The organism is Streptomyces sp. NPDC052301 (assembly GCF_044593395.1).
Taxonomy (GTDB): domain Bacteria; phylum Actinomycetota; class Actinomycetes; order Streptomycetales; family Streptomycetaceae; genus Streptomyces.
Genome location: NZ_JBIUBE010000005.1, coordinates 174,524 through 198,567 on the forward strand (window position 1 = coordinate 174,524; position 24,044 = coordinate 198,567).

Consider the following 24,044-nt stretch of genomic DNA (forward strand, 5'->3'; position numbering starts at 1 on the left):
GCCGTCGGTACGCCCCGTTTACGAGCGGTTTTGCGAGGGTCACGCGTGCAGGAGCACCAGGTCGTCCCTGTGTACGACCTCGCGTTCGTACGCCGGGCCCAGGTCTCGCGCCAGCTCACGGGTCGAGCGGCCGATCAGCCGGGGGATCTCCTTGGCGTCGAAGTTGACGAGTCCGCGGGCGACGGCGTGCCCCGCCGTGTCGCGCAGTTCGACCGGGTCGCCGGCGCTGAACTCGCCCTCGACGGCGGCGATTCCGGCGGGCAGCAGCGACTTGCGGCGCTTGACGACCGCGTCCACGGCCCCGTCGTCCAGGGTCAGGGCGCCCTGCGGGGTGGAGGCGTGCTGGAGCCAGAGCAGCCGGTCGGCGGAGCGCTTGCCGGTGGGGTGGAAGTAGGTGCCTGTGTCGCCGCCGGACAGCGCCTCGGCGGCGTGCACGGCGCTGGTCAGCACGACCGGGATGCCGGCGGCGGCGGCGATCCGTGCGGCCTCGACCTTGGTGACCATGCCGCCGGTGCCGACGCCGGCCTTGCCCGCGCTGCCGATCTCCACACCGGCGAGGTCGGACGGGTCCCGCACCTGAGCTATCCGGGAGGTGCCGGGCTTGCTGGGGTCGCCGTCGTAGACGCCGTCGACGTCGGAGAGGAGGACGAGGAGGTCGGCGTGGACGAGGTGGGCGACGAGGGCGGCGAGGCGGTCGTTGTCGCCGAAGCGGATCTCGTCGGTGGCGACGGTGTCGTTCTCGTTGACGATCGGGAACGCGCCCATCGCGAGGAGCTTGTCGAGGGTGCGGGAGGCGTTGCGGTGGTGGGCGCGGCGGCTCATGTCGTCGGAGGTGAGCAGCACTTGGCCGACGCGGACGCCGTAGCGGGCGAAGGAGGCGGCGTAGCGGGCGACGAGCAGGCCCTGGCCGACGCTGGCGGCGGCCTGCTGGCGGGCGAGGTCCTTGGGGCGGCGGCGCAGGCCCAGCGGCGCCAGTCCGGCGGCGATGGCACCGGAGGAGACGAGGACGATCTCCCGCTCTCCCCCGCTGCGGCTCTTGGCGAGGACGTCGACCAGCGCGTCGACGCGGTCGGCGTCCAGGCCGCCCGCGGCGGTGGTCAGCGACGAGGAGCCGACCTTGACGACGATCCTGCGGGCTTCACTCACGGCCTGCCTTGCGCTTGCCACTGTGCCTGCCGTCCCCTCGGTTTCTGCTGCCTTCCGGCAATCTACGCGAAGTGGATCGCGCGGCGCGCGCCGGTCCAGCCTCCGGACATGCGCGGACGCCTCCGGAGTAATCGTTTGCTCACAGGTTGCGTACGGCAAAAAGGTTGTACTGGTTGCCCATAGAAATTAAATCCTCGACAAAGTTAACTTGACCGTCGTGTCACCTACTGTTCGCCAGCCGAAGCGCATTCTGCTCAGATCGGGCAAGAGCCCTTACGACGTCTTCTCCCTGGAGGACGCCCTCCATCAGGACGTCATCGCCACCAACTCGGGCAACCTCATCTTCCAGGACGCCGCGCACAAGATCCTGGAAACGCCGGACACCGAGGTCGTCTCGAACGGCGGACGGACCGAGGTGGCGGCTGCCGCGCGTATCAACGAGGAGTACGACGCGTTCGTCGTCCCTCTGGCCAACGCCTTCCGGCCGTCCTTCGAGACCGCGCTGAAGCGGCTGACCCGGCTCATCTCCCGGCTGCGGATCCCGGTCGTGGTGCTCGGCGTCGGCGCGCAGACCGGGGTGAGCTACGACCCGGCGCGGCTGAAGCGGATCGAGCCGACCGTGCGCGAGTTCTGCTCGGCGGTGCTGGAGCGCAGCGCGTCGATCGGTGTGCGCGGGGAGTTCACCGAGCAGTATCTGCAGGACATGGGCTTCCGTGACGTGGAGGTCATCGGCTGCCCGTCGCTGTTCCTGTACGGCCGCGATCTCGAGGTGCGCAAGGGGACCGAGGAGCTGACGGCCGGCTCGCGGATCGCGGTGAACGGTTCGCACAGCGCGGTGCAGAAGCAGGGACTCGGGAAGGTCATCGACCGGGCCCACGCGCAGTACCCGAACCTGCGGTTCATCGGCCAGAACCTCAGTGACGCACGGCAGCTGCACTGGCGGGACCTGTCGGACCCCAACTCCCGGGTGACCGCGATGCCGACGCATCCGGACCACCCGATGTACCGGGAGGACAAGGTGCGGGTCTACGTCGACCCGATCACCTGGATCGACGATCTGCGCTCCTTCGACTTCTCCTTCGGCTCCCGCATCCACGGCAACATCGCCGCGCTGCTGGCGGGCACCCCCGCGACCGTGCTGTGCGGCGACTCGCGCACGCTGGAGCTGTGCCGCTACTTCGAGATCCCGCACCGGCGGCTGGACCAGGCCGTCAAGGACCCGGAGTCGGTCGACCCGGCACGGCTGTACGAGCAGGCGGACTTCGGCGGACTCGTCGGCAACCACGTCGAGCGCTTCGAGCGGTTCATCGGCTTCCTGGACAAGAACGGGCTGCAGAACACCTTCACGCACGGCGACGGCGGGGCCGCCTTCGAGAAGCGGATGCGCTCGCTGTCGTTCCCGCCGGGTGTCCGGCCGTGGAACGACACCGACCTCGCCTCGCTGAGCAGCCGGTTCGGCTGGTTGCACACCCGGGTCACGGAACTGACCGAGGACAACGTCCAGTTGCGCAAGGACCTGGCGCGGGCCCGGAAGACGCAGGGCGGCGTCCCCGCCCCCGCTGCCTCCGTCTACCGGCGGGCCCGCCGGGTGGTGGGCCGGCCGCTGCGCCGGGCGCTGCAGGCCGGCAAGCAGTAGCGCGTCAGGCCGCCGCCGCTCCCGCTCCCCCGCTCCTCAGCATCCTGCGCACCTTGCGCAGGGCCCGGCGCAGGAAGGAGTTGGCGGCGGCCTCGCGGTAGCCGGGGAAGGCCCGGGCCTCGCGGGGCTCCGCGAGGTAGACCTCGTCGGGGACGCCGGCCGCCGCGGCCCGGAAGTGCGGGTAGCCGAGGTACACCCGGGTGCCGCGCTTCTCCACGACGGCGTCGGCCTGCTTCTTCGCCTTGACGAACTCCACGACGTCCACGAGGAGTTCGGGCCGCTGCATGGCCACCAGGTGCAGCCGCAGCCGCTCGTGGACCTTCAGCCGCCGGGCCACGCCGGGCGTCCAGTAGGCGTCCATCAGCGGCTTGGCCAGTTCGAACTTGTTCCGCCGCACGTCCTCGCCGTCCTTCAGGAACCTGGGCCCGAACTGCGGCAGCAGGGTGATCAGGAAGGGCCGGACCATGAGGGTGTCGCGCCTGGAGCCGGCCGGAACCATGTCGGCGATCAGCTTCATCAGGGCGCGCGCGGAGTCGAAGCGGAGCGTGTAACTGCCGGTCTTGGTCACGTGCTTGCCGTCGTCGCGGCCGACCAGGTAGTAGCAGGTGTAGTCGGCGAGCACGGAGACACCGTCCGCCCGCAGGTAGGCCTCCATGGTGAAGAGGGCGTCCTCACCGGTCCACAGCGACTCGTCGAACCGCATCCCGTGTCTGTCGAGCAGCTCGCGGCGGAACAGCTTCTGCGCGCTCAGCGTGAACTTGATGTTGGAGGAGAAGACGTCGGTCCGGTCGAGCGTCTTGCCCCACATGGACTTCGGCGGGGTGCGGTTGATGCCTTCGACCCGGCCGAGGACGACGTCCGTGCCGTTCTCGTCGGCCATGGCGACCATGCGCTCCAGGGCCTCGGGCCCGAGCCGGTCGTCGGCGTCGAGGAAGAAGACGTAGCGGCCGGTCGCCTTGGCGAGGCCGACGTTGCGCGGGCCGCTGGGGCCACCGGAGTTCTCCTGGCGGATCACGGTGACGTGCTGGGGGGCGCGGGCCGCGAACTCCTCCAGGCACTCCCCGGTGCCGTCCGTGGATCCGTCGTCGACCGCGATGACCTCCAGACGCGCCGGGTCCATGGTCTGCGCCTCGACGGATGCCAGGCACTCGACCAGGTACGGCATCGCTTCGTACGCCCCGATGACCACGGTCACATCAGGCTGCGTCACGACGGTCACTGTTCCCCCTCGGTCAACGGATATTTCCCCCGTATCGCCTCAATCGCAATCTGTAAGACGGGTAACCGCTTACGTCGGTTGCCTGCGGACCCGGAGCCTGTGATTCACCTCACAGGGTTCCCGTCGGCGGCGGACGGCACCGGACAGTACGCGGCGGCAGTAAGAGACGCTCATCCGCGGAGCGTGCCCGCGGTAAGACCGGACGGTAAGAAACCTGAAACGGGACCGTGGGAGAAGCACCGGAAGGGCCCGGCCCGGGAGTTTCCCGGGGCCGGGCCCTGATCGAGGCGATCGGTGCGGTCAGCCCGCGTTCACGCCGTCCGTCTCTCCGGCGGACGCCGTGCGCTGGCCGGGCAGCGCGTTGGTCAGCTCGGCGGTCTCGGCGGGGTCCGCGTTCGCGGCGCCCAGCCGGGTCTCCTGGCCGACGTTGCGGGCCTCGGCCTTGCGGGCCAGGTCGGCCACCGCGCCGTTGAACTGGTCGATGGACTTCGGCTCGTCCGGGCCGAGCAGGTAGCGCTTCAGCTCCTTGCGGGCGTCCGTCAGCGGGTCGCCGGACGGGTCGCGCACGGCGTCCAGCAGCCCGCCCAGCTCGGCCGCGTCGTTGGACAGGATCACCGCGGCGCGCACGGCGGTGTTCTGCCGCTTGAACTCCTCGTGGCCGAGCTCGCCGGAGTCGGTGACCGCGTACGGCTTACCGCTCGCGATGAAGTCGGAGACCACGGAGGAGATGTCGGAGACCATCGCGTCGGAGACGTTGAAGCAGTCGTACAGACGCGGCTCGGCGCCGGTGATGACACGGTGCTCGTACGCCGGGAAGGAACGCCAGTAGGCGGTGTTCCACTCGGTGCGCAGCCGGGAGACCTCCTCGTGCCTGGCCACGTCGACGATGCCGTCACGGGTGGCCTCGGCCTCGTCGCCCTTGTCGCCGCCGGCGCCGGCCAGCTGGGCGAGCCGGGCCTCGATCCGGGCCAGCTCGGCCTTGGCCCGGTCCTGGGCGGCGGCGTCGGGGGTGAAGCGGGCGTCGGCGGCGCGCTCGGCGGCGGCCTTCTCGACGAGGGCGGTGATCCGCTTGTGGGCGGCACCCGCCTCCTTGCTGACGGTGCCGGTGAACGGGTGCGGCTTGTACAGGACACGGACCGGCGGGTCGGCCTGGACCAGCTTCTTCACGATGTTCTCGCCGGCGAGGACGATGGAGGTGTTGCCGGGGTTGCCGTCCCAGCCCTCCCAGGTCGGGGCGTAGAGCACGGTCGGACAGCGTCCGTCGGCGGCGTCGCCGCGGGGCCCGTCGGGCACGCCCTGCCAGGACTGGATGGGCGCGAGCTGCGGGCGGCCGACCTCCACGATGTCGTCGTCGCGGACACCGACGTCGGCGATGGCGTAGCGGTCGCGGCCCGCGCGGCCGGCGGTCCACACCTCGTCGTAGACCTTGCTGTACGGGTTGACGCTGGCGAGCTTGTCGCTGTCGCCGTGGCCGATGAAGACGTGCTTCATGGTGGGCACGCGCAGCAGGTGGATGTTCTTGCCGACGTTCGCCGCGTAGAGGGCGACCCGCACGGTCGACAGGTCCATGTTCATCAGGTGCACCCCTCCGGGCACGCAGACGACGGGGACCGTGGTGGGTGCGAGGTTGTTCAGGATGGCGCGCTCGCGCAGGATGATCAGCGGCCGGGTGTCCAGCTGCTCCATCGTCTCCAGCCACATGTTGACCTGGTACGCGGAGTCCTTGGAGCCGGAGAAGTAGAGCACGGTCTCCGGCTTGTAGCCGGCCAGCCAGTCGTCGAGGGCGGCGAGGACGACCTCGGTCTTCGGCGGGATCTTACTGCCCCGGACGTACGGCACGAGCACGAGCACGTACAGGAGGCCGAGGGCGGCGGTGAGCCCGACACCGACGAAGCCGGCGACGGAGGAGCCCACCTGCGCGGAGACCAGGATGCCGACGACCGCGAAGAGGTCGAGGTGCAGCATCTTCTCCGCGGAGCGGTGCAGCAGCCGGCGCGGCGGGGCGTCCGGGATGCGGATGCGGGACCGCAGGTCGATGTTGCGGGTGGCGACCGGCATCCGGCGGCGGTTGCGGATGAGGGTGACCAGGGCGCCGTGCGGGGCCTGGAGGCCGTAGAAGGCGATGAAGCAGGCGACCGCGCCGTAGAAGATCAGGTCGTTCGCGTGGGACAGGCGGGCGAGCAGCAGGATCAGCAGGAGCTGCCGGATCAGGAAGCGGATCGACAGACCGGCCCGGACCTTGCTGAGGCGGTTGATCAGGTAGCTGCCCTTGCGGTGCAGATAGTGGTCCGCCAGGTACGTCACGGCGGTCGCGGCCGCGAAGGCGGGAGTGCTCGGGACGAGCGCGGCCAGCATGAGCGCCGGGAAGCCCAGGATCATGAGGGCCGCCGCGGCCAGCTCGGCCGCGCTGCCCACCCGGGCCACGCGAATAGCGGTGGATATCACGGAGAAACCTGCTCTGGGAGGGGGAGTGCCGGTTTTGTTCGGTAATGCCGGGCGTATCCGGGTTTTTGCGAGATGTACGGATTCAGGCCTCTGCAAATACCCGATGAACGGGTACCCACAGAGGCCTGAATTTCGAAAGCTTAATTACTTCCGATTATTACACGCCGTCCTGACGGTCCAGCACCGAGGCCAGCGCCTGCTCGAAGCCGGAGGCCTTGGCGGCACCGGCGGTCGGGTCCTGCTGGCGGACGTCGATGACGTGACCGGTCAGCTCCGACAGCAGCACGTCCAGCGAGGTGCGGGCCACGGCCTCGGAGGAGAGCAGGCTGCCCGCGGGCTCCTGGCCGAAGGCCTTGGTGCGCATCGGGGTGGCGGTGCGCTCGGGGTTGATGCAGTTGACGCGGATGCCGTCGCCGGCCCACTCGTCCGACAGCGCCTGGGTGAGGTTCACCATGGCGGCCTTGGTGGAGGAGTAGAGGGAGTACTCGGCACGGCCGCGGGTGTAGCTGCTGGAGGTGTAGAGCAGCAGCTGGCCCTTGGTCTCGGACAGGTACTTGTAGCTGGAACGGGCGATCTGCACCGGGGCCAGGTAGTTGACCTTCAGCGCCTCCTCGATGGTGGCGTTGTCGGTCTCGGCGAGCTTGCCGATGCGCAGCACGCCCGCGGTGTTGACGACGTAGTCGATCCGGCCGGTCTCCGCGTACGCCTTGGACAGCGCGTCGTCGACCTCCTCCGGGTTCTCCACGTGGGTGCCGGTGGTGGAGCGGCCCAGCGCGTAGACGTTCGCACCGTACGATCCGGCGAGTTCGGCGATGTCCTGGCCGATGCCGTAGGAGCCGCCGAAGATGACGACCGTCTTGCCGGTCAGCAGCTCGCGGTAGGCCTCCTCGCCGTTCTGCTCCGGGGCGGCCGTCGAGGCCAGCTGGAACAGCTTGTCGGCGATGAAGACGTCGACCGGCTGGGTCACCTTCATGTTGTACTCGTCACCCGCGACGACGTGGATCGGCACGTCCGGCAGGTACCTGAGGACCACCGAGCAGTCGTCCGTCGCCTGGAAGTTGGGGTCGCCGGCGGCGACCTCGTAGGCGCGGCGGATCGTGGACAGCTTGAAGGCCTGCGGGGTCTGGCCGCGGCGCAGCCGGGAGCGGTCCGGGATCTCGGTGATGAACTCGCCGTCCTCACCGTGCGTGCGCGTGACGATGATGGTGTCCGCGGACGGGATGGCGACGTCGACGGCCTGGTAGCGCTCCAGCGCGGTCACGCAGTCGTCGATGACGCGCTGCGAGAGCAGCGGGCGCACGGCGTCGTGGAAGAGGACGTTGCGGTCCTCACCCTCGGCCAGACCCTCGCCGAGGGCGGAGATGGCGCGCTCGGTGGTCTCGTTGCGGGTCGAGCCGCCCTCGATGATCTTCTTGACCTTGGTGAACCCGGCCTTGGCGACGATCTTCTCGACGTCCGGAACATAGCCCGGCGCCATCAGCACGATGATGTCGTCGATCGAGTCCGCGTTCTCGAAGGTGGTCAGGGTGTGCTCGATGACTGCCTTGCCGGCGATCTTCAGCAGCTGCTTGGGGATCGACAGACCCACCCGCTGACCGGTGCCACCGGCCAGGATCACTGCGGTGGTACGGGGCTTGGCTATGTGCTGGGACACAGGCTGACCTACCTTGGGGCGACAGGGAACCGTGAAATGGTCCCACTCTGGGTAAGCGCAGTGCAAGGTGAGCGACATCCCATGCATATGTGAGCGCAACCTGTCATTCACCTGGCACGCCCGGTGATTGGGCGCGGGCCCCGTGAACCCCCGTGAATTTGCTGTGAGTAAGTCCACAGGTGGGGCGAGAGAGGCTTCAGCCCCGCCCGCGCCGCTTCGGACAGCGGTGCCCGAGCACCCGCGGCGGCTCGTCCGGCACCGGCTCCGGCCGCGACGGTACGGCGGACAGCAGGCCCGGATCGCCGAGGATCCGCACGCCCGGAGCGGCGATCCGTTCCGCCGCCCCGGCACCGATCGCGCCCGCCGCCTCGACGGCCCAGCGCGGGGTCACGATCTTCACGTCGCGGGGTGTGGGACTGCACGCGTTCTTCATATGCAGCACGGCGCCGTTGCGGATGAGGCGGGAATACCGCTCCTCGGGGAGTCCATTCCCGCGGAATTCCACATCAAGATTCCGCAGCATTTCGGTCTCGGCCAGGGTAAGGGACCGATTCGCCGTGTCCGGGGCGGGCCTGAGGAGATCCTCCGGCAGCCCGAGCAGTGCCTCGACGGTGCGGGGCAGACCGCCGCGGTCCCGGTCGTCCACCACGACCGCGGTGACCCGCTCCGCCCCGGCCGCCCGGGCCCACCCGTAAGAGCCTCGCCCGAGGCGGGGCCGAGGGGAGCCTGGGACCGGGACGAGTCCCGGGCTCCGGAGCCTCACACCAGCCGGACGCCGGGCTCGTCCGACTCCACCCGCAGCCGGGCCAGGGTGCTCGCCGTGGCCTGCGGCCCGGTGACCGTGTCGACGACCCTCACCCGGGCGTCGATGCCGTCGCTGTCGATGTCGAAGAGGTGGTATCCGCGGTGGGCGTCGATCAGCTTCCAGTGCGGGTTGTCCGCCTTCAGCGGGTCCCACTGGGCGTGGAAGGCGGCCTGGTCCTGGTCGCCGTTGCTGGAGATGGAGGTGCCGACGAACTCGGCGCCGACGACATCGGAGTCCGGGTCGGCGAAGTCCTCCTTCAGGTCGCTGATCATCGTCAGGTGCCGGTCGCCGCTGAGCACGACCGGGTTGCGGATGTCGGCGAACTCCTCCAGCAGGGCGCCTCGTTCGGCCTGGTAGCCGTCCCAGGCGTCGTAGTACCAGAGCTTGCCGTCGCCGGGCAGCAGATCGGTCTCGGCCATCATGATCTGCGAGGCGATCAGGTTCCAGCGCGCCGGGGAGTCGTGCAGTCCGTCGAGCAGCCACCGCTTCTGCCCGGCGCCGAGCATGGTCGTCGACGGTGACTCGGCCCCCTCCTGGGTGGTCGCCTGGTCGCTGCGGAACTGCCGGGTGTCCAGGACGTTGAGCCGCGCCAGCCGGCCGAACTCCAGGCGCCGGTACATCTGGATGTGCGGGCCCGTGGGGATCGCGGAGGCGCGGACCGGCATGTGCTCGTAGTAGGCCTGGAAGGCGGCGGTCAGCCGGGCCACGAACGCGTCGTGCGACTGCTTGTCCGGGTCCTGGGGGACCTCGCCGGCCCAGTCGTTGTCCACCTCGTGGTCGTCGAACGTGACCACCCAGGGCGCGCTCGCGTGCATCGCGGCGAGGTCGGGGTCGGTGCGGTACTGGGCGTACCGGTTGCGGTACTGCACCAGCGTGTACGGCTCGCCCTTGCCCTCGTGCCGGCGCACCGCCGTCGTGGACGGGGCCGACTCGTAGATGTAGTCGCCGACGAAGAGGACGAAGTCGGGGTCCTGGGCGCGCATGTCGGCGTAGGGCGTGAAGTAGCCGTGCTGCCAGTTCTGGCAGGAGGCGAGGGCCACGCGCAGCGAGCCGCCGCGCTGGTGCGGGTGGGGTGCGGTGCGGGTGCGGCCGGTGGGCGAGAGCTGGCCGTCGGCCCGGAAGCGGTACCAGTACGGGCGGTCCGGGCGCAGGCCGCGGACGTCCACGTGGACGCTGTGGCCGAGTTCGGGGCGGGCCTGGGCGATGCCCCGGCGGACGGTCCTGTGGAACCGCTCGTCCTCGGCCAGTTCCCACTCCACGGTGTACACCGCGTCGGGCATGCCGCCGCCGTTCAGCGGGTCCGGCGCGAGTCTGGTCCACAGCACGATGCCGTCGGGCAGCGGGTCGCCCGAGGTGACGCCGAGGGTGAACACCCCGTCCGGGAGCGGGGTGCCGGCGGCGCGGGCGATGCCCGGCAGCCACAGCTGGGCGGAGGCCGCGGCGCCGAGGACGGCGGCACCGGCGGTCAGAAAGCGGCGTCGGTCGGGCGATGCGGTCATTCGCTGACTCCCCTGCCACGGTGGCCTCTTCGGACTCCGGGAAGCTCCCACGGCCGGACGGTCCGCCTCCTGAACGAGACCAATCACGAGCATGACAAATGGACAGACAACAGGAAATCCGTCGCGGCACGAGAACACCCTCGCGCCACAACGGATCTGACGGTAGTTCAGAACGCGCCGCGGGCCGGAGGCCGACAGGCGACACGATCGGGGCACGGGCCGGCCCGGGGGCCGAACACCGGTTCAGGAACCGAAGGCGTAGCCCAGCTGGGCGCCGGTGGCCACCGTGCCCAGGGTGCCGCTCGCAAAGCTGAACGAGCCGCTCGGGGTGATCCCCGTGGAGCCGCCGCGCAGCACCCACACCGCCCCGGCCTTGCTGTTCTCCCCCGGTGCGCCGACGGCCAGATCGGCCCGCCCGTCGCTGTCGGCGTCGACCAGCCGGACGGCCGTGCCGAACGCGTCCCCGCTCTCGCCGGCCCCGGGCACACCCGCGGTGTCCTGGTCGAACGCCTTCGCGCCGCTGCCCGTCGGACCGGCCGCGGTGCCGCGCAGGGTGACGACCCGGCCGCCGCCGCTCGTACCGGGCACGCCCACCGCGACGTCCGCGTAGCCGTCGCCGTCGATGTCCGCGACCGACACGGAGCTGCCGAAACCGGACCCCGGCTTGGCGGTGCCCGGCACACCGGCGCTGTCCTGGTTGAGGAGCACCGCCTTCGTCCCGTCGGGACCGTTCGCGGTACCCGGGATCCAGGCGATCCGGCCGCCCTTGGCGAGCGGCGTGTCCACATCGCTGTCGGCGCCCTCGGCGGCCCGGCCCACCACCAGGTCGGCGTAGCCGTCCCGGTTCACGTCCCCGACGGCGAGGTGCTCGCCGCCCTCGAGTCCGTAGGCACTGGTGTCCCGCACCATCGTGTACGGCGTGAGCCCGGTGTGCGTGCCCGTCCAGTACACGACGCGGCGGGCGTCCCACTCGTCGCCGTCGTTCCTGGTGGCGGCGATGTCGGTGATGCCGTCGCCGTTGAGGTCACCCGCGGCCAGGTCCAGATAGCGGCTGTCGAACTGGTCCGTGACCAGCCGGCCGGCCTGCGCCGTCGAGCCGTCGCGGCGGAACGGCCCGTTCAGCACGCGCAGGTCGTGCGCGTTCTCGACGGTGACGACGTCGGGCGCGCCGTTGCCGTCGACGTCCCCGACGACCAGGTGCCCCCGGTCGCCGAACCCGTCGTACGCCTTCCCGCCGGCCAGGGTCGCGCCGCCGGACAGCCCCTTCGGGCCGCCCCAGACGACCTCGACGGTCCCGGCGTCGGTGCCGGCCGTGGTGTCCTCGCCACCCGCCCCGACGACCAGGTCGGCGTAGCCGTCCCGGTCCAGGTCGGCGGTGGCGACCGCGCTGCCGAACCGGTCACCGGCCTCGGCACTGCCCGGCACCCCGGCGCTGTTCTGGCTGAAGACCTGCTGGGTCGAGGTCTTCAGCCCGCTCGCCGAGCCGTAGAGGACGGCGACATAGCCGGCGCCCTTCTGGCCGCTCACGGTCGCCGAGGGCGCGGCGACGGCGAGGTCGGCGTAGCCGTCCCCGTTGAAGTCGTCGTGCAGGTGCTTGCCGCTGGGGTCCGTGGCCGGGGCGGCGGCAAGGGCGGCGGGGGCCGCGAGGGCACCGGCGGCGAGGGCGATGCCGGTGGCGATCGCGAGAGTGCGCCGGCGGAAGGGGCGGAACAGAGGCACGTCGGCTCCGGGAGTCATGGAGAGAGAGGAGTGCGACGCGGCGAGGTGCAAGATCCTCTCCGCGTCGCACGGTACGACTCACCGGGAAGGGGCAGGGTTGCCCTCACCGCCGCCCCAGATTTCCCCGACGTTCACTTTTTCAGTTCTTCGGTGCCGGGAGGCCCGGCTCGCCGGGCCTCCCGGGGACGCGTCCTCACTCGAACGGGTCGAAGTCGCCGTACTCGCGCAGGGCCTCGTCCCGCTCGGCCTCCTTGTCCCGGCGGCGCTGGGCCGCGGGCCGCGGCGCGTCGAAGCGGTGGTCCTCACCGCGGCGGCCGAGCATCTCCGCGCCGGCCATGACCGTCGGCTCCCAGTCGAAGACGACCGCGTTCTCCTCGGGGCCGATGGCGACGGCGTCGCCGGCCCGGGCGCCCGCCTTCATCAGCCGCTCCTCGATGCCGAGGCGGTTGAGGCGGTCGGCGAGGTAGCCGACGGCCTCGTCGTTGTTGAAGTCGGTCTGGCGGACCCAGCGCTCCGGCTTCTCGCCGCGCACCCGGAACAGCGGCTCGCCGCCGACGTCCTCGCGGGCGACGGTGAAGCCCGCGTCGTCCACGGCCTTGGGCCGGATGACGATCCGGGTCGCCTCTTCCTTCGGCTTGGCGGCACGCGCCTTGGCGACCAGGTCGCCGAGCGCGAAGGACAGCTCCCTGAGGCCGATGTGGGCGACGGCCGACACCTCGAAGACGCGGTAACCGCGGGCCTCCAGGTCGGGGCGGACCATCTCGGCCAGGTCCTTGCCGTCGGGCACGTCGACCTTGTTCAGGACGACGATCCGGGGGCGGTTGTCGAGGCCGCCGTACTCCCGCAGCTCCGCCTCGATGATGTCGAGGTCGGAGACCGGGTCGCGGTCGGACTCCAGGGTCGCGGTGTCCAGCACGTGCACCAGCACACTGCACCGCTCCACGTGCCGCAGGAACTCCAGGCCCAGGCCCTTGCCCTGGCTGGCGCCCGGGATCAGACCGGGCACGTCGGCGATGGTGTACACGGTCGAACCGGCCGTCACCACACCCAGGTTGGGCACGAGCGTCGTGAACGGGTAGTCCGCGATCTTCGGCTTGGCCGCGCTGAGCACGGAGATCAGCGAGGACTTGCCGGCGCTCGGGTAGCCGACCAGCGCCACGTCGGCGACGGTCTTCAGCTCCAGGACGATGTCCCGCAGGTCACCGGGCTCACCGAGCAGCGCGAAACCGGGCGCCTTGCGGCGGGCGGAGGCCAGCGCCGCGTTGCCGAGGCCGCCCCGGCCGCCCTGCGCGGCGATGTACGACGTCCCCTGCCCGACCAGGTCGGCGAGCACATTGCCCGCCTTGTCCAGCACCACGGTCCCGTCCGGCACCGTCAGGACCAGGTCCTGGCCGTCCTTGCCGGAGCGGTTGCCGCCCTCGCCGGGCTTGCCGTTGGTGGCCTTGCGGTGCGGCGAGTGGTGGTAGTCGAGCAGCGTGGTGACCGACTGCTCGACGGTCAGGATGATGTCGCCGCCACGGCCGCCGTTGCCACCGTCCGGGCCGCCGAGCGGCTTGAACTTCTCACGGTGGACGGAGGCACAGCCGTGGCCCCCGTTACCCGCGGCGACGTGCAGCTCGACGCGGTCCACGAAGGTGGTCATGGTTCAGTGCCTCCAGGGATATACGGGTTTGTCCTTGCTCAACACGCGAAAGGCGGACCTGCCTTCCCGAACGGGAAGTGAGGTCCGCCTCGCGAAAAAACGTTCGGTCTGGGCCTTGGATCAGGCGACCGGAACGATGTTCACGACCTTGCGGCCACGGTGGGTACCGAACTCCACCGCACCGGCCTGCAGGGCGAACAGCGTGTCGTCGCCGCCACGGCCGACACCGGCGCCGGGGTGGAAGTGGGTGCCGCGCTGGCGGACCAGGATCTCACCCGCGTTCACGACCTGACCGCCGAAGCGCTTCACGCCGAGCCGCTGGGCATTGGAGTCGCGACCGTTCCGGGTGGACGATGCGCCCTTCTTGTGTGCCATTTCTCCTCAGTCCCTTACTTCGCAGCCGTGGGGATCGACGTGACCTTGATCGCCGTGTACTGCTGGCGGTGACCCTGCCGACGGCGGTAGCCGGTCTTGTTCTTGTAGCGCAGAATGTCGATCTTCTGGCCCTTGTGGTGGTCCACGACCTCGGCCTGGACCTTGATGCCGGCCAGCACCCACGGGTCGCTGGTCACAGCGTCGCCGTCGACAACGAGCAGGGTCGAGAGCTCGACCGTGTCGCCAACCTTGGCGGTGGAAATCTTGTCAACCTCAACGATGTCGCCGACAGCAACCTTGTGCTGGCGACCACCGCTGCGCACGATGGCGTACACGCGGATCTCTCTTTCGCTCGAGAACGGCACCCCCGAAGGCCAGCCGCCCACAACGTCACGGGCGACCTCTCCCGGCCCGCCTTGCGTCCGGGAGGAAGAGGTTTACGGGGATGTGGCGTGCTCAATGCGCACGCCGACGGTCAAGGTTACGGGGCCACAGCCGAAGGGGTCAAACCGGGCCCCGCGGGTGTGGGGCCGGTCACCTGGACCGGCCCCACACCCCGGGCGTCAGCCCTCGTCTCCGGCGGTGGCGACCGTGGTGGTCTTCTTCGCCGTCGTCTTCGCGGCGGCCGTCTTGGCGGTCTTGGCCGCCTTCTTGGCCGTCGTCTTCTTGGCGGCCGTCTTCTTGGCCGCGGTCTTCTTGGTGGCGGCCTTCTTCGCCGCGGCCTTCTTTGCGGTCTTGCGGGCCGCCTTCTTGGCCGGAGCCGTCACCTCGGCCACCTCCTCGGCCGTCACCTCGCCGGCCGGGGCCTCCGCGGTGACGGGAGCCTCGGCGGCAGGGGCCTCGGCAGCGGCCTCCGCCGGGGCCGACGGGACGACCACCACGGCCGTCTCCTCGGCAGCGGTCGGCGCGGTGGCCTTGCGCACGGCGCGACGGCGCGGACGGGCCGGGGCCGCGCTCTCGGCGGGCGCGGGCGCCTCCTCGGCGGCCACCGGGGCCGGCGGCTCCTCGACGGGGGCCTCGGCGGCGGGCTCCGCGACGGTCACCACGGCCGCCTCGACACCCGCGGGGGAACCGGCCGGCGCGGACACCTTCCGGGTCGCCCGACGGCGCGTACGGCCCTTGGGCGCGGCCTCCTCCGCGGCCGGTGCCTCGGCCTGAGGCGCCGGGACCACCTGGTCCTCGGCGGCGGCGGGCTCGGCGAGGGCCTCGGTGGCCGACTCCGGCTGCACGGGGCGCGCGGCCGCCTGCTCGGCGGTGACGTCCTGCGCGGTCGGAACCTCGACGGCCTCCGCGGCCTCGGCCTCGGCCTTGCCGGCCTTGCGGGTCCCTGCCCTCTCCGCCTTCGGCGCGCCCGCCGGTGCCGACGCGCGGCGGCTCGCCCGGCGGCGCGAACGGCCACGGGTGGCCGCCGCCTCCGCCTCGGCGACGCTGCTGTACAGCTCCTCGTCCAGCGCGAAGTCGGGCGCGGGCAGCGCGACGGGCTCGGCGAGTTCGGCGGCCACCTCGACGGCGGTCTCCGTCTCCGGCTCGACGGCCTCACCGGTCTCGACGGCCACCGCGGCGGTCTCGTGCACGTGCTCGTGCACGTCACCACCACGGCCGCGCTTCTTGCGCTTGCCGCCGCCCCCGTTCGCGGACGGCTGGTCCAGGTGCACGATGACACCGCGGCCGTTGCAGTGGACGCAGGTCTCCGAGAAGGACTCCAGCAGGCCCTGGCCGACCCGCTTGCGGGTCATCTGCACCAGGCCGAGCGAGGTCACCTCGGCCACCTGGTGCTTCGTACGGTCACGGCCCAGGCACTCCAGCAGGCGGCGCAGCACCAGGTCGCGGTTGGACTCCAGGACCATGTCGATGAAGTCGATCACGATGATGCCGCCGAGGTCGCGCAGCCGCAGCTGGCGCACGATCTCCTCGGCCGCCTCCAGGTTGTTCCTGGTGACCGTCTCCTCCAGGTTGCCGCCCTGGCCGGTGAACTTGCCGGTGTTGACGTCGACGACGACCATCGCCTCGGTCCGGTCGATCACCAGCGAACCGCCGCTGGGCAGCCAGACCTTGCGGTCCAGCGCCTTGGCGAGCTGCTCGTCGATCCGGTAGGTGGCGAACACGTCGACCTCGGACGTCCACCTCGACAGCCGGTCCGCGAGGTCCGGGGCGACGTGCGAGACGTAGCCGTGGATCGTCCCCCAGGCGTCGTCACCGCTGACGACGACCTTGGAGAAGTCCTCGTTGAAGATGTCGCGGACGACCCGGACGGTCATGTCCGGCTCGCCGTACAGCAGCGTCGGCGCGTTGCCGTTCTTGGCCTTCTTCTGGATGTCCTCCCACTGCGCCTGCAGCCGCTCGACGTCCCGGCGCAGCTCCTCCTCGCTCGCGCCCTCGGCGGCGGTGCGCACGATGACGCCCGCGTCCTCGGGAACGATCTTCTTGAGGATGGTCTTCAGCCGGGCCCGCTCGGTGTCGGGGAGCTTGCGGCTGATGCCGGTCATCGAGCCCTCGGGGACGTACACGAGGTAGCGGCCCGGCAGGGAGACCTGGCTGGTCAGACGCGCACCCTTGTGCCCGATCGGGTCCTTCGTCACCTGGACGAGCACGGACTGCCCGGACTTCAGGGCGGACTCGATGCGGCGCGGGCCGTTGGCCATGCCCAGCGCCTCGAAGTTGACCTCACCGGCGTAGAGCACCGCGTTGCGGCCCTTGCCGATGTCGATGAAGGCGGCCTCCATCGACGGCAGCACGTTCTGGACCTTGCCCAGGTACACGTTGCCGACGTACGAGGTCGACTGCTCCTTGTTGACGTAGTGCTCGACGAGCACGCCGTCTTCCAGGACGCCGATCTGCGTACGGTCACCGTGCTGGCGGACGACCATCACGCGCTCGACGGCCTCACGGCGGGCCAGGAACTCGGCCTCGGTGATGATCGGGACGCGGCGGCGGCCCTGCTCACGGCCTTCCCGGCGGCGCTGCTTCTTGGCCTCCAGGCGCGTCGAGCCCTTGATGGACTGCACCTCGTCGGACGGCTCGCTCGGCTTGCGCGGCTCGCGGACCTTGACGACCGTACGCTCCGGGTCGTCGGAGGACGGCTCGGTCTCGGGGGCGCTGTCACCGGCCCGGCGACGGCGCCGGCGACGGCGCCGGCTGCCGGCGCTGGAGGAGGCGGAGTCGTCCCGGTCCTCCTCGGCGTCCTCTTCCTCCTGCTCGGCGGTGTCCTCGGTGTCCTGCGCGGCCTGCTCGGCGGCCAGCTCGTCGGCCTCGGCGTCCGCGCCCTCACCGGCCTCGCCGTCGGCGGCGTCACCACGGCGGCGGCGACGGCCACCACGCCGGCGACGGCGACGCGAACCGGACTCCTCGAAGCCGTCGGCGCCCTCGGTCTCGTCGGCCTCCTCGCCCTCGGCGAGCTCATCGGCGGCCTCCTCGGCCTCCGGCTCCTCGTCCTCGGTGGCGGTCTCGGCGGGGCGCGTCTCCTCCGCGGCGGCGCCCCGGCGGCGACGACGGCGACGCGAGCCGGTCTCGGCACGCTCCTCCGCGTACTCCTCGGGCTCCTCCGTCTCGGCGACCTCGGCGGCGGCCTCGGCTGCGGCGCGCTCCGGCGTCTGGAACTTCGGCTCGGCGAACACCGGCGCCTGGAAGACGGCGACGGTGGGGCGCTTGGGCCGGCGCGGCGCCTCGGCCTCCTCGGCGTCCTCGGCCTCGCTCCGGGCAGCCCTCGCGGACCGGGCGCTCTGCGCGGGCTCGGCGAATCCGGACGCGGCACGGACGACCCGGCGCCGGGCCCGGCGGGGCGCCTCGGCCTCGGCGGGGGCCTGTGGTGCCTCGGCGGCGGGCGTCGGCCGGGTGGCGGACGCGGGCTCGGTGGTGTGCTGGTTGACGGGAACCTCCGGGGTCTGCGCGCCCGTACCGGACTCGGCGGTGGGAGCGGCCTCGGCCTCGACGGCGGGTGCGGCCTCGGCGGGCGCGGACACCCGGCGCGTGGCCCGGCGGCGGGTACGGCGCGGAGCGGCCTCCTCCTCGGCACCGCTCACCTCACCGGGGGCGGCGGCCTCGACGGCGGGTGCCTCGGCAGCGGCGGCCGGAGCCTCCGCGGCGGCGGGCTCGGCGGACTCAACGGCCTCGGTGGCCTGCGGCGCACCGGTCGGCGCGGACGCACGACGGGTCGCCCGACGACGCGGACGGGCAGCGGGCGCGGCCTCCTCCACGACGGCGGACGCCTCAGCCGGGCCGGCGGCCTCGGCCGGAGCAACGGCGGCAGGAGCCACCGACTCGACAGCCTCGGCCGCAGCGGGCGCACCGGCCGGCGCGGACGCACGACGGGTCGCCCGACGACGCGGACGGGCAGCGGGCGCAGCCTCCTCCACGACGGCAGACGCCTCAGCCGGGCCAGCGGCCTCGGCCGGAGCAACGGCGGCAGGAGCCACCGACTCGACAGCCTCGGCCGCGGCGGGCGCACCGGTCGGCGCGGACGCACGACGGGTCGCCCGACGACGCGGACGGGCAGCGGGCGCAGCCTCCTCCACGACGGCAGACGCCTCAGCCGGGCCGGCGGCCTCGGCGGGGGCCTCGGTCTCGGTGCTCGCGGCAGCCTCGGCGGCGGCGGTCGGCGCGGTGACGCTGCGGGTGGCCCGGCGGCGGGTGCGGCGCGGGGCGGCCTCCTCACCGACGACGACCTCGCCGCCCTCCGCGACGGCGGCGGGCTGCTCGGCGGCGGACGCGGCCGGTACGACGGTCTCGACGGCCTCGGCCGACGTGGGGGAACCGGCGGGCGCGGAGGCCCGGCGGGTGGCCCGGCGACGAGGACGGGCGGGCGCGGCCTCTTCGGCGGCGGGCGGCCCGGCGGCCTCCTCGGCCTCCGCGGTCACACCGGCCTCGACCGGCTCGGCGGCCTCTTCCGCACCTTCGGTCGCGAGAACCTCGGTGACCTCGTCGGCATCGGCGGCCGGTATGGCCGGCACGGTCACCTCGGCGGGTGCCTCGGCCGCGGCGGGCGGGCCCGCCGGGCGGGAGGCTGCACGGCGACGCCTGCGCGGCGGCAGGGTGTCGCTGGGAGTGTTCAGTTCGGAACCCTCATGGGGTTCGGTCGGCTCGAGCATGCGGGCGTTTCTCCCGTCAGGCCCCCGGGCGCCGCGCCTGGTCCGGCGGCGGTCCGGAAAGACCGTCCGCCGGTGACGTCCGCGGCCCGCGCGATACGCGGTGGCCGCCGTCCGGGGCGCGGGCGCCACACGGGAGCACTCTGTGTCCTGTCTCGCCGGTTCCGTACGCCTTGTCGGTACGGCCTGGCGAAAGTCTTCTGGTCGGTGCGCTGCCCGACCCAGGTGGCTCCCGAGTACGAGGGCGGCGCTACGACGTCCGTCCTTACGCGGAACCTTCCGGCGTCGGCGCCGTCGCGGCGGCAGCCGGTGCGGCCGTCAGGGCCCCGGTTGCCTCGCGGTCGGGCGCGAGCGGGTCGGTCACCGTGCCGGTCTCTTCATCGAACAGCCCCTGCGCCAGCCTGGTCACCGCTGCGGGGACCGGCGGCGCCAGGTCGGCCACGGCGCGGAGACCGGACAGGACGTCGTCGGGTCGTACGGCAGGCGTCACGTGCCGAACAACCAGCCGCAGTATCGCACAGGGCTGGTCGGTCGGCCTATCAGCCGGTGAACCGTGCGTCTCCAGGCTCACCACGGCCGGGCGGGCGTCGAAGGTGCGGACGCCGTTCTTGGTCATCCGCTGGACCTCGACGGTCCCGGCCTTGTCGAAGGCCTCGGCGGCGCGCCGGGCGTCGGCCGGGTCCACGCCCTCCAGCCGCAGCTCCCACACGGAGGCCGTCAGCCGGTCGGCGAGGCCCGAGGTCCGCGCCTCGACCGCCTCGATCACGTCGAGCCCGGCGGGCAGCGACTCGTCGAGGAGGACGCGCAGGGTCTCCGGGTCACGCGGTGCGGTGAGCGCGATTTCCAGGTACTCCGCCTCACTGCCCGTGCCGGTGGGTGCGGCATTGGCGTACGACACCTTCGGGTGCGGCGTGAACCCGGCCGAGTACGCCATGGGCACCTCGGCACGGCGCAGCGCACGCTCGAAGGCGCGCTGGAAGTCTCGGTGGCTGGTGAACCTCAGGCGGCCGCGCTTGGTGTAGCGCAGTCGGATGCGCTGCACCGCGGGTGCGGGCGGCGGGCCTTCGGGCTGTCGCTTGCCCAGTGTCCTAGTCCTTCGTGAGAGCGGTCGTACTGCTACCAAGAGTACGTGTGTCGGGCTGCGAAGGTTCCCGCCGGTCCACCGCGACCGGCGGGTGCGGGTCGCCCCACAGCATCCGTCGGAAGTCGGCGCGCGCCCGCCGTACCGTGTCGCGGGCGGCGGTGAGCGCCTCGCGCGCGCCCCGGCCCAGCGCGCGCAGCGCCTGGCCGGCGGGGCGCAGGACGGTGTCCCGCACGACGTGACCGACCGGTGTGAGGACGGTCCGGTACACCCAGCTCACCGGCTCCACGAAGATCCACCGGAAGAGGGTCCCCAGGATCCGCCCGACGGCCCGCGAGAGGTGCCCGGCGATCCGCCAGGCGTGCCCGAGGGCGTCGCCCACCTCCCGGGCGACGACGGCGAGCACCCGGCCGACGGGCGCGAGCACCCGGCGCCACAGGGCGAGGGCGGGCAGGACGAGCAGCACACGGGCGATCCCGTACAGGACCAGCCCGATCCCGGCGGCGACCGCGCCCACCAGCCGTCCCAGCCCCCGTACGCACCAGGCGACCGCCCGTCCCACCGGCGCGAGGACCCAGGTGTACAGCCACTGCGCGGGCACCACGACGAGGTACCGCGCCAGCCGGGCCAGGGCGTGCCCGACGGGTGTGAGCACGTACCGGTGGAGCCACCGGGCGGGTACGACGACGAGGACGTCGGCCAGCCACGCGAGTGCCCGGCCGACGGGCACCAGGACATACCGCCACAGCCCCACGAGGGGCCGGACGAACAGCACCTTCCCCGCCCACGCCAGGGCCCGCCCGAGCGGCCGGAGCACGGCGTCCCGCAGCACCCGGCCGACGACGACGAGCGCGTCCCACACCATCCGCACCGGCACGACCAGCACGAGGGCGACGATCCGCACCGGGATGCGGACGGCGGTGACGAGGCATCCCTCCGGTCGCCGGGACGCGGGCGGCGGCTGCTGAAGATCCATACAGAGACGGACGCCGGAGCCGCCCGTTCGGATCCGGTCAGGTCGCGCGCGCCTTGTAGGCGTCCGGGTAGCTCTCGGTGAACCTCACGGCCCCGACCAACAGGGCGATGGGGACGACCCAGTTGAACCAGTCGTCCTGCGAGGGGAAGCGCACGGCCAGCCAGGTCGAGACCGTCATCAGGGCGAAGGCCAGCCCCCACACGGCCGTCAGCACCTGGTTGATGTGCTTGAAGACCGGCGAGTCCCAGAACTCACGGGGGGTCGACTCCCGGGCGTACTGCGCGGTGAACGGGTCGCGGAGCAGTGATCCGAGCGCGACGACGGCCACCAGCCCGTTGGAGATGACCTGGGCGTACGTCTCGACCCAGAGGAGCTGTGCGCGGCTGACGGCCAGCCCGAGGACGCAGAGGACGGCGAAGAAGACGATGGCGGTGATGTCGAGGATCCGGATCCTTCCGCGCAGGAGGTCCCGCCCCGACAGGGCGATCGCGGCGACCAGCGCGGCGAGGGCCGCGTACTCCCAGGTGCTGGGGCCGGCGACCACCCCGAAGATGATCCACGGGGCGAACGAGAAGAACACACCGGCCGTGGTGACGGGCTTCTCGGCCGTTGTCTTCGTCGCCGTCTGCTGAGCCATGGGACGTCCTCCCGTGGGGTCTCGTGGCCGTCCCCCGCCGCTTCCATCGTGCCGCCGGCCCTCGACTGCCGCATGCCGCCGTGATGCGGTCCGCGCGGCGGCCTCCCCTCGTACGGGACCGAGCTTCCTCCCCGACCGTGCCGACGTGGATCCCCGGCGGATCGCACGACCGGCTCGGCCCGTGTCGTCCCCGGCGCGGACGGTGCCGGACGTTAATGTCGGCACACCAGGGACCTCCGTGCACTCCCCGGCCCTGGACCTGTCCCCGGTCTTCCCGTGAGGAGAGCACGACGGCGGAGAACAGTCACCGGCGTGTGGTCAGGCTCCTGACGTTCTGGTTGCGGCCCGCGTTCGCGCTGCGGGTCCTCAACCGCTTCCAAAGAGTCGCCGGCTTCGACCGCTCGATGGCCCTGGCCTCCAGCGCCCTGACCGCCCTGATCCCGGCGGCCATCCTGGGCAGCGCCCTGCTGGGCAGCCTCACGGCCTCCGACGTGGCGCACCGGATCACCGAGCGGTACGGGCTGACCGGGGCGGGCGCCGACGCCGTGAACGCCCTGTTCTCGCCCGCCCAGAGCAGCAGCACGAGCATCAGCGTGTTCGGCGCGCTGTTCATGGTGGTCTCCGCGCTGAGCTTCACCCGGGCCGCGCAGCGGCTGTTCGAACAGACCTGGGAGCTGAAGCCCCTCAGCGTCCGCAACACCCGCAACGGCCTGTGGTGGCTGTTGTCCGCCGCCCTCTACACGCTGGTCACCGGATGGCTGTCCGTGCTGCTCGGCGGCGGCCGGACGGGGCTGGTCGCCGCGGTCTGCGAGCTCCCGCTCAGCGCCGCCTTCCTGATCTGGAGCGGCTGGCTGCTGTCCGCGCGCAGGATCACCTGGCGGGATCTGGTGCCCTTCGGGGTCACGGCGGCGGTGACGACGGCGGTCTACTCCGTGGGCACCCGCCTGTACCTGCCGCACTTGTTCAACACCTCCGCCGACCGGTACGGCCTGGTCGGCGCCGTCTTCGCGCTGATCTCGGCCCTCTTCGGCGTCATGCTCGTGATCGTCGGGTCCGCCGCGCTGGGCCGTGAGGTACGGGACGAACTCATCCGGATCGAGCAGGGCGGACGCACCCCGGACGACGAGGTCCGCCGGCAGTGGAACAGCGTCGTCGACCAGACCCGGTCGCGCTGGCGGACCGTGCGCCGGCAGGTCTCCCGTCATCACTCCGAGGAGCCTCCCGAGCGCTGACGCGCGGCGCCCCCGCCGACGGGTTCCCGCCGGCGGAGACGCCGGTTCGTTCACGGCTGCTGGGGGTTGTCCGTCGGCTGGGGGTCCACCGGCACCCACTGGGACGCGGGTCGCTGCCCCTGCGCCGGAGCGGGACACACGAGGGCGTTGGAAGCCGCGCAGTGCAGGGTGTAGACGTCTCCTCCCTGCGTGATGATCTTGTAGAACGCGTCACGGCCGTTGGCGTCCACCGAGACGCCGCACACCGGGTCCGAGGGGAAGCCGGCGATGCCGCTGAGGTCGGTCCAGCCCCTGGCGTTGGCCGGGCCCGACACGATGTTCGGGTTGTCCGGGGACGGCGCGATGCCGGGACGCCGGCCGGCGTATGGCACCCCGCCGACGAGCGCGGCGAGGAACTGCTCGGTGCCGTTCGGGTCCGTCGAGTCGACGCCGGTACCGCACGCCGTCGCCGTCGCGGTCGCCGTCGTGGTCACGGTCGCCGTGGCCGTCGCCGTCCTGGTCACCGTGACGGTGGGCTTGGGGTGCTGGCTGTCGCAGTCGCCGCCCTTGTTGTCCGGCTTGGTGTGGTCGCACGGGCGGGGGTCGGCGGCGTACGTCGTGCTCGCACCCGTCTGCGAGGTCATGCCGGCGGCCACCGCCACCGCGGGGGTCGCCACCGCGACCGTCACCGCCGCCGCGATCGCGGCGAGCCTGCGGAGCCGGGTGGGCCGGCCGCCCGGCTCCGGCCCGGAGGGCGAGGTCGTCCTGTGCTCAGGACTCATGTGGGTGCTCCTTGATCCTGGTGGGCTCGGGACTTTCCACGAGCCTGGGCGGGAGCCTCACCCGGGCGGGCCGGAGCATCGGCGCATCATGCGGAAACACGCCTGTACATCAATAGGTCGGGCTACGCGGTGCCTG

17 protein-coding genes are annotated in these 24,044 nt (G+C 72.1%); 2 read left to right on the plus strand and 15 right to left on the minus strand.

The window, feature by feature from the left end:
• Positions 1 to 39: 39 nt before the first annotated feature.
• Positions 40 to 1,146 carry a glutamate 5-kinase gene (proB, locus tag ACIHEJ_RS15285; RefSeq protein ID WP_400135293.1) on the minus strand — a complete coding sequence of 369 codons (1,107 nt, stop codon included), beginning with the start codon at positions 1,144 to 1,146 and terminating at the stop codon, positions 40 to 42.
• A gap of 217 nt (positions 1,147 to 1,363) precedes the next feature.
• On the opposite strand from proB, the gene ACIHEJ_RS15290 reads away from it, so the two are divergent.
• Entirely contained in the window at positions 1,364 to 2,782 is a 1,419-nt protein-coding gene (locus tag ACIHEJ_RS15290) for a polysaccharide pyruvyl transferase family protein (RefSeq protein ID WP_400135294.1), read from the plus strand.
• Positions 2,783 to 2,786: 4 nt separating this feature from the next.
• Here ACIHEJ_RS15290 and ACIHEJ_RS15295 read toward each other — a convergent pair whose 3' ends face one another.
• The 13 genes from ACIHEJ_RS15295 to ACIHEJ_RS15355 form a co-directional block, all read right to left on the minus strand.
• A complete protein-coding gene (locus ACIHEJ_RS15295; RefSeq protein ID WP_400135295.1) occupies positions 2,787 to 3,992 on the minus strand; it encodes a glycosyltransferase family 2 protein in 1,206 nt (401 codons plus the stop codon).
• Positions 3,993 to 4,301: 309 nt separating this feature from the next.
• The gene (locus ACIHEJ_RS15300) at positions 4,302 to 6,416 is read right to left on the minus strand and encodes a hypothetical protein (RefSeq protein ID WP_400136107.1); all 2,115 of its coding nucleotides are present in this window, start codon (positions 6,414 to 6,416) and stop codon (positions 4,302 to 4,304) included.
• A gap of 187 nt (positions 6,417 to 6,603) precedes the next feature.
• Positions 6,604 to 8,100, minus strand: coding sequence for a D-ribitol-5-phosphate cytidylyltransferase (locus tag ACIHEJ_RS15305; RefSeq protein WP_400135296.1), 1,497 nt, complete (start codon positions 8,098 to 8,100; stop codon positions 6,604 to 6,606).
• 196 nt (positions 8,101 to 8,296) lie between these two features.
• A complete protein-coding gene (locus ACIHEJ_RS15310) occupies positions 8,297 to 8,746 on the minus strand; it encodes a hypothetical protein (protein ID WP_400135297.1) in 450 nt (149 codons plus the stop codon).
• A 113-nt stretch (positions 8,747 to 8,859) separates the two neighbouring features.
• Positions 8,860 to 10,404 carry an alkaline phosphatase D family protein gene (locus tag ACIHEJ_RS15315; protein ID WP_400135298.1) on the minus strand — a complete coding sequence of 515 codons (1,545 nt, stop codon included), beginning with the start codon at positions 10,402 to 10,404 and terminating at the stop codon, positions 8,860 to 8,862.
• Between the two features lie 243 nt (positions 10,405 to 10,647).
• Positions 10,648 to 12,141 (minus strand): FG-GAP-like repeat-containing protein, encoded by a 1,494-nt coding sequence (locus ACIHEJ_RS15320; RefSeq protein ID WP_400135299.1) that lies wholly within the window; start codon positions 12,139 to 12,141, stop codon positions 10,648 to 10,650.
• A 175-nt stretch (positions 12,142 to 12,316) separates the two neighbouring features.
• Complete coding sequence (gene obgE / locus ACIHEJ_RS15325) at positions 12,317 to 13,765, minus strand: GTPase ObgE (protein WP_400135300.1); 1,449 nt, start codon at positions 13,763 to 13,765, stop codon at positions 12,317 to 12,319.
• A gap of 120 nt (positions 13,766 to 13,885) precedes the next feature.
• A complete protein-coding gene (gene rpmA, locus ACIHEJ_RS15330) occupies positions 13,886 to 14,140 on the minus strand; it encodes a 50S ribosomal protein L27 (protein ID WP_023550764.1) in 255 nt (84 codons plus the stop codon).
• Positions 14,141 to 14,154: 14 nt separating this feature from the next.
• On the minus strand, positions 14,155 to 14,475 hold the full coding sequence (gene rplU / locus ACIHEJ_RS15335) for a 50S ribosomal protein L21 (RefSeq protein ID WP_009188585.1): 321 nt from the start codon (positions 14,473 to 14,475) through the stop codon (positions 14,155 to 14,157).
• A gap of 228 nt (positions 14,476 to 14,703) precedes the next feature.
• A complete protein-coding gene (locus tag ACIHEJ_RS15340) occupies positions 14,704 to 19,224 on the minus strand; it encodes a ribonuclease E/G (protein ID WP_400135301.1) in 4,521 nt (1,506 codons plus the stop codon).
• A 262-nt stretch (positions 19,225 to 19,486) separates the two neighbouring features.
• Positions 19,487 to 20,263, minus strand: a complete 777-nt coding sequence (locus ACIHEJ_RS15345) for a TIGR03936 family radical SAM-associated protein (RefSeq protein ID WP_400135302.1) — start codon at positions 20,261 to 20,263, stop codon at positions 19,487 to 19,489.
• Between the two features lie 46 nt (positions 20,264 to 20,309).
• Positions 20,310 to 21,278 (minus strand): hypothetical protein, encoded by a 969-nt coding sequence (locus ACIHEJ_RS15350; RefSeq protein ID WP_400135303.1) that lies wholly within the window; start codon positions 21,276 to 21,278, stop codon positions 20,310 to 20,312.
• 37 nt (positions 21,279 to 21,315) lie between these two features.
• The gene (locus ACIHEJ_RS15355; RefSeq protein WP_400135304.1) at positions 21,316 to 21,915 is read right to left on the minus strand and encodes a hypothetical protein; all 600 of its coding nucleotides are present in this window, start codon (positions 21,913 to 21,915) and stop codon (positions 21,316 to 21,318) included.
• Positions 21,916 to 22,229: 314 nt separating this feature from the next.
• On the opposite strand from ACIHEJ_RS15355, the gene ACIHEJ_RS15360 reads away from it, so the two are divergent.
• Positions 22,230 to 23,147: a hypothetical protein gene (locus ACIHEJ_RS15360; RefSeq protein ID WP_400135305.1), complete on the plus strand. Its 918-nt coding sequence runs from the start codon at positions 22,230 to 22,232 to the stop codon at positions 23,145 to 23,147.
• A 50-nt stretch (positions 23,148 to 23,197) separates the two neighbouring features.
• On the opposite strand, the gene ACIHEJ_RS15365 is transcribed toward ACIHEJ_RS15360, so the two are convergent.
• Positions 23,198 to 23,908 (minus strand): hypothetical protein, encoded by a 711-nt coding sequence (locus ACIHEJ_RS15365; RefSeq protein ID WP_400135306.1) that lies wholly within the window; start codon positions 23,906 to 23,908, stop codon positions 23,198 to 23,200.
• Positions 23,909 to 24,044: the final 136 nt, after the last annotated feature.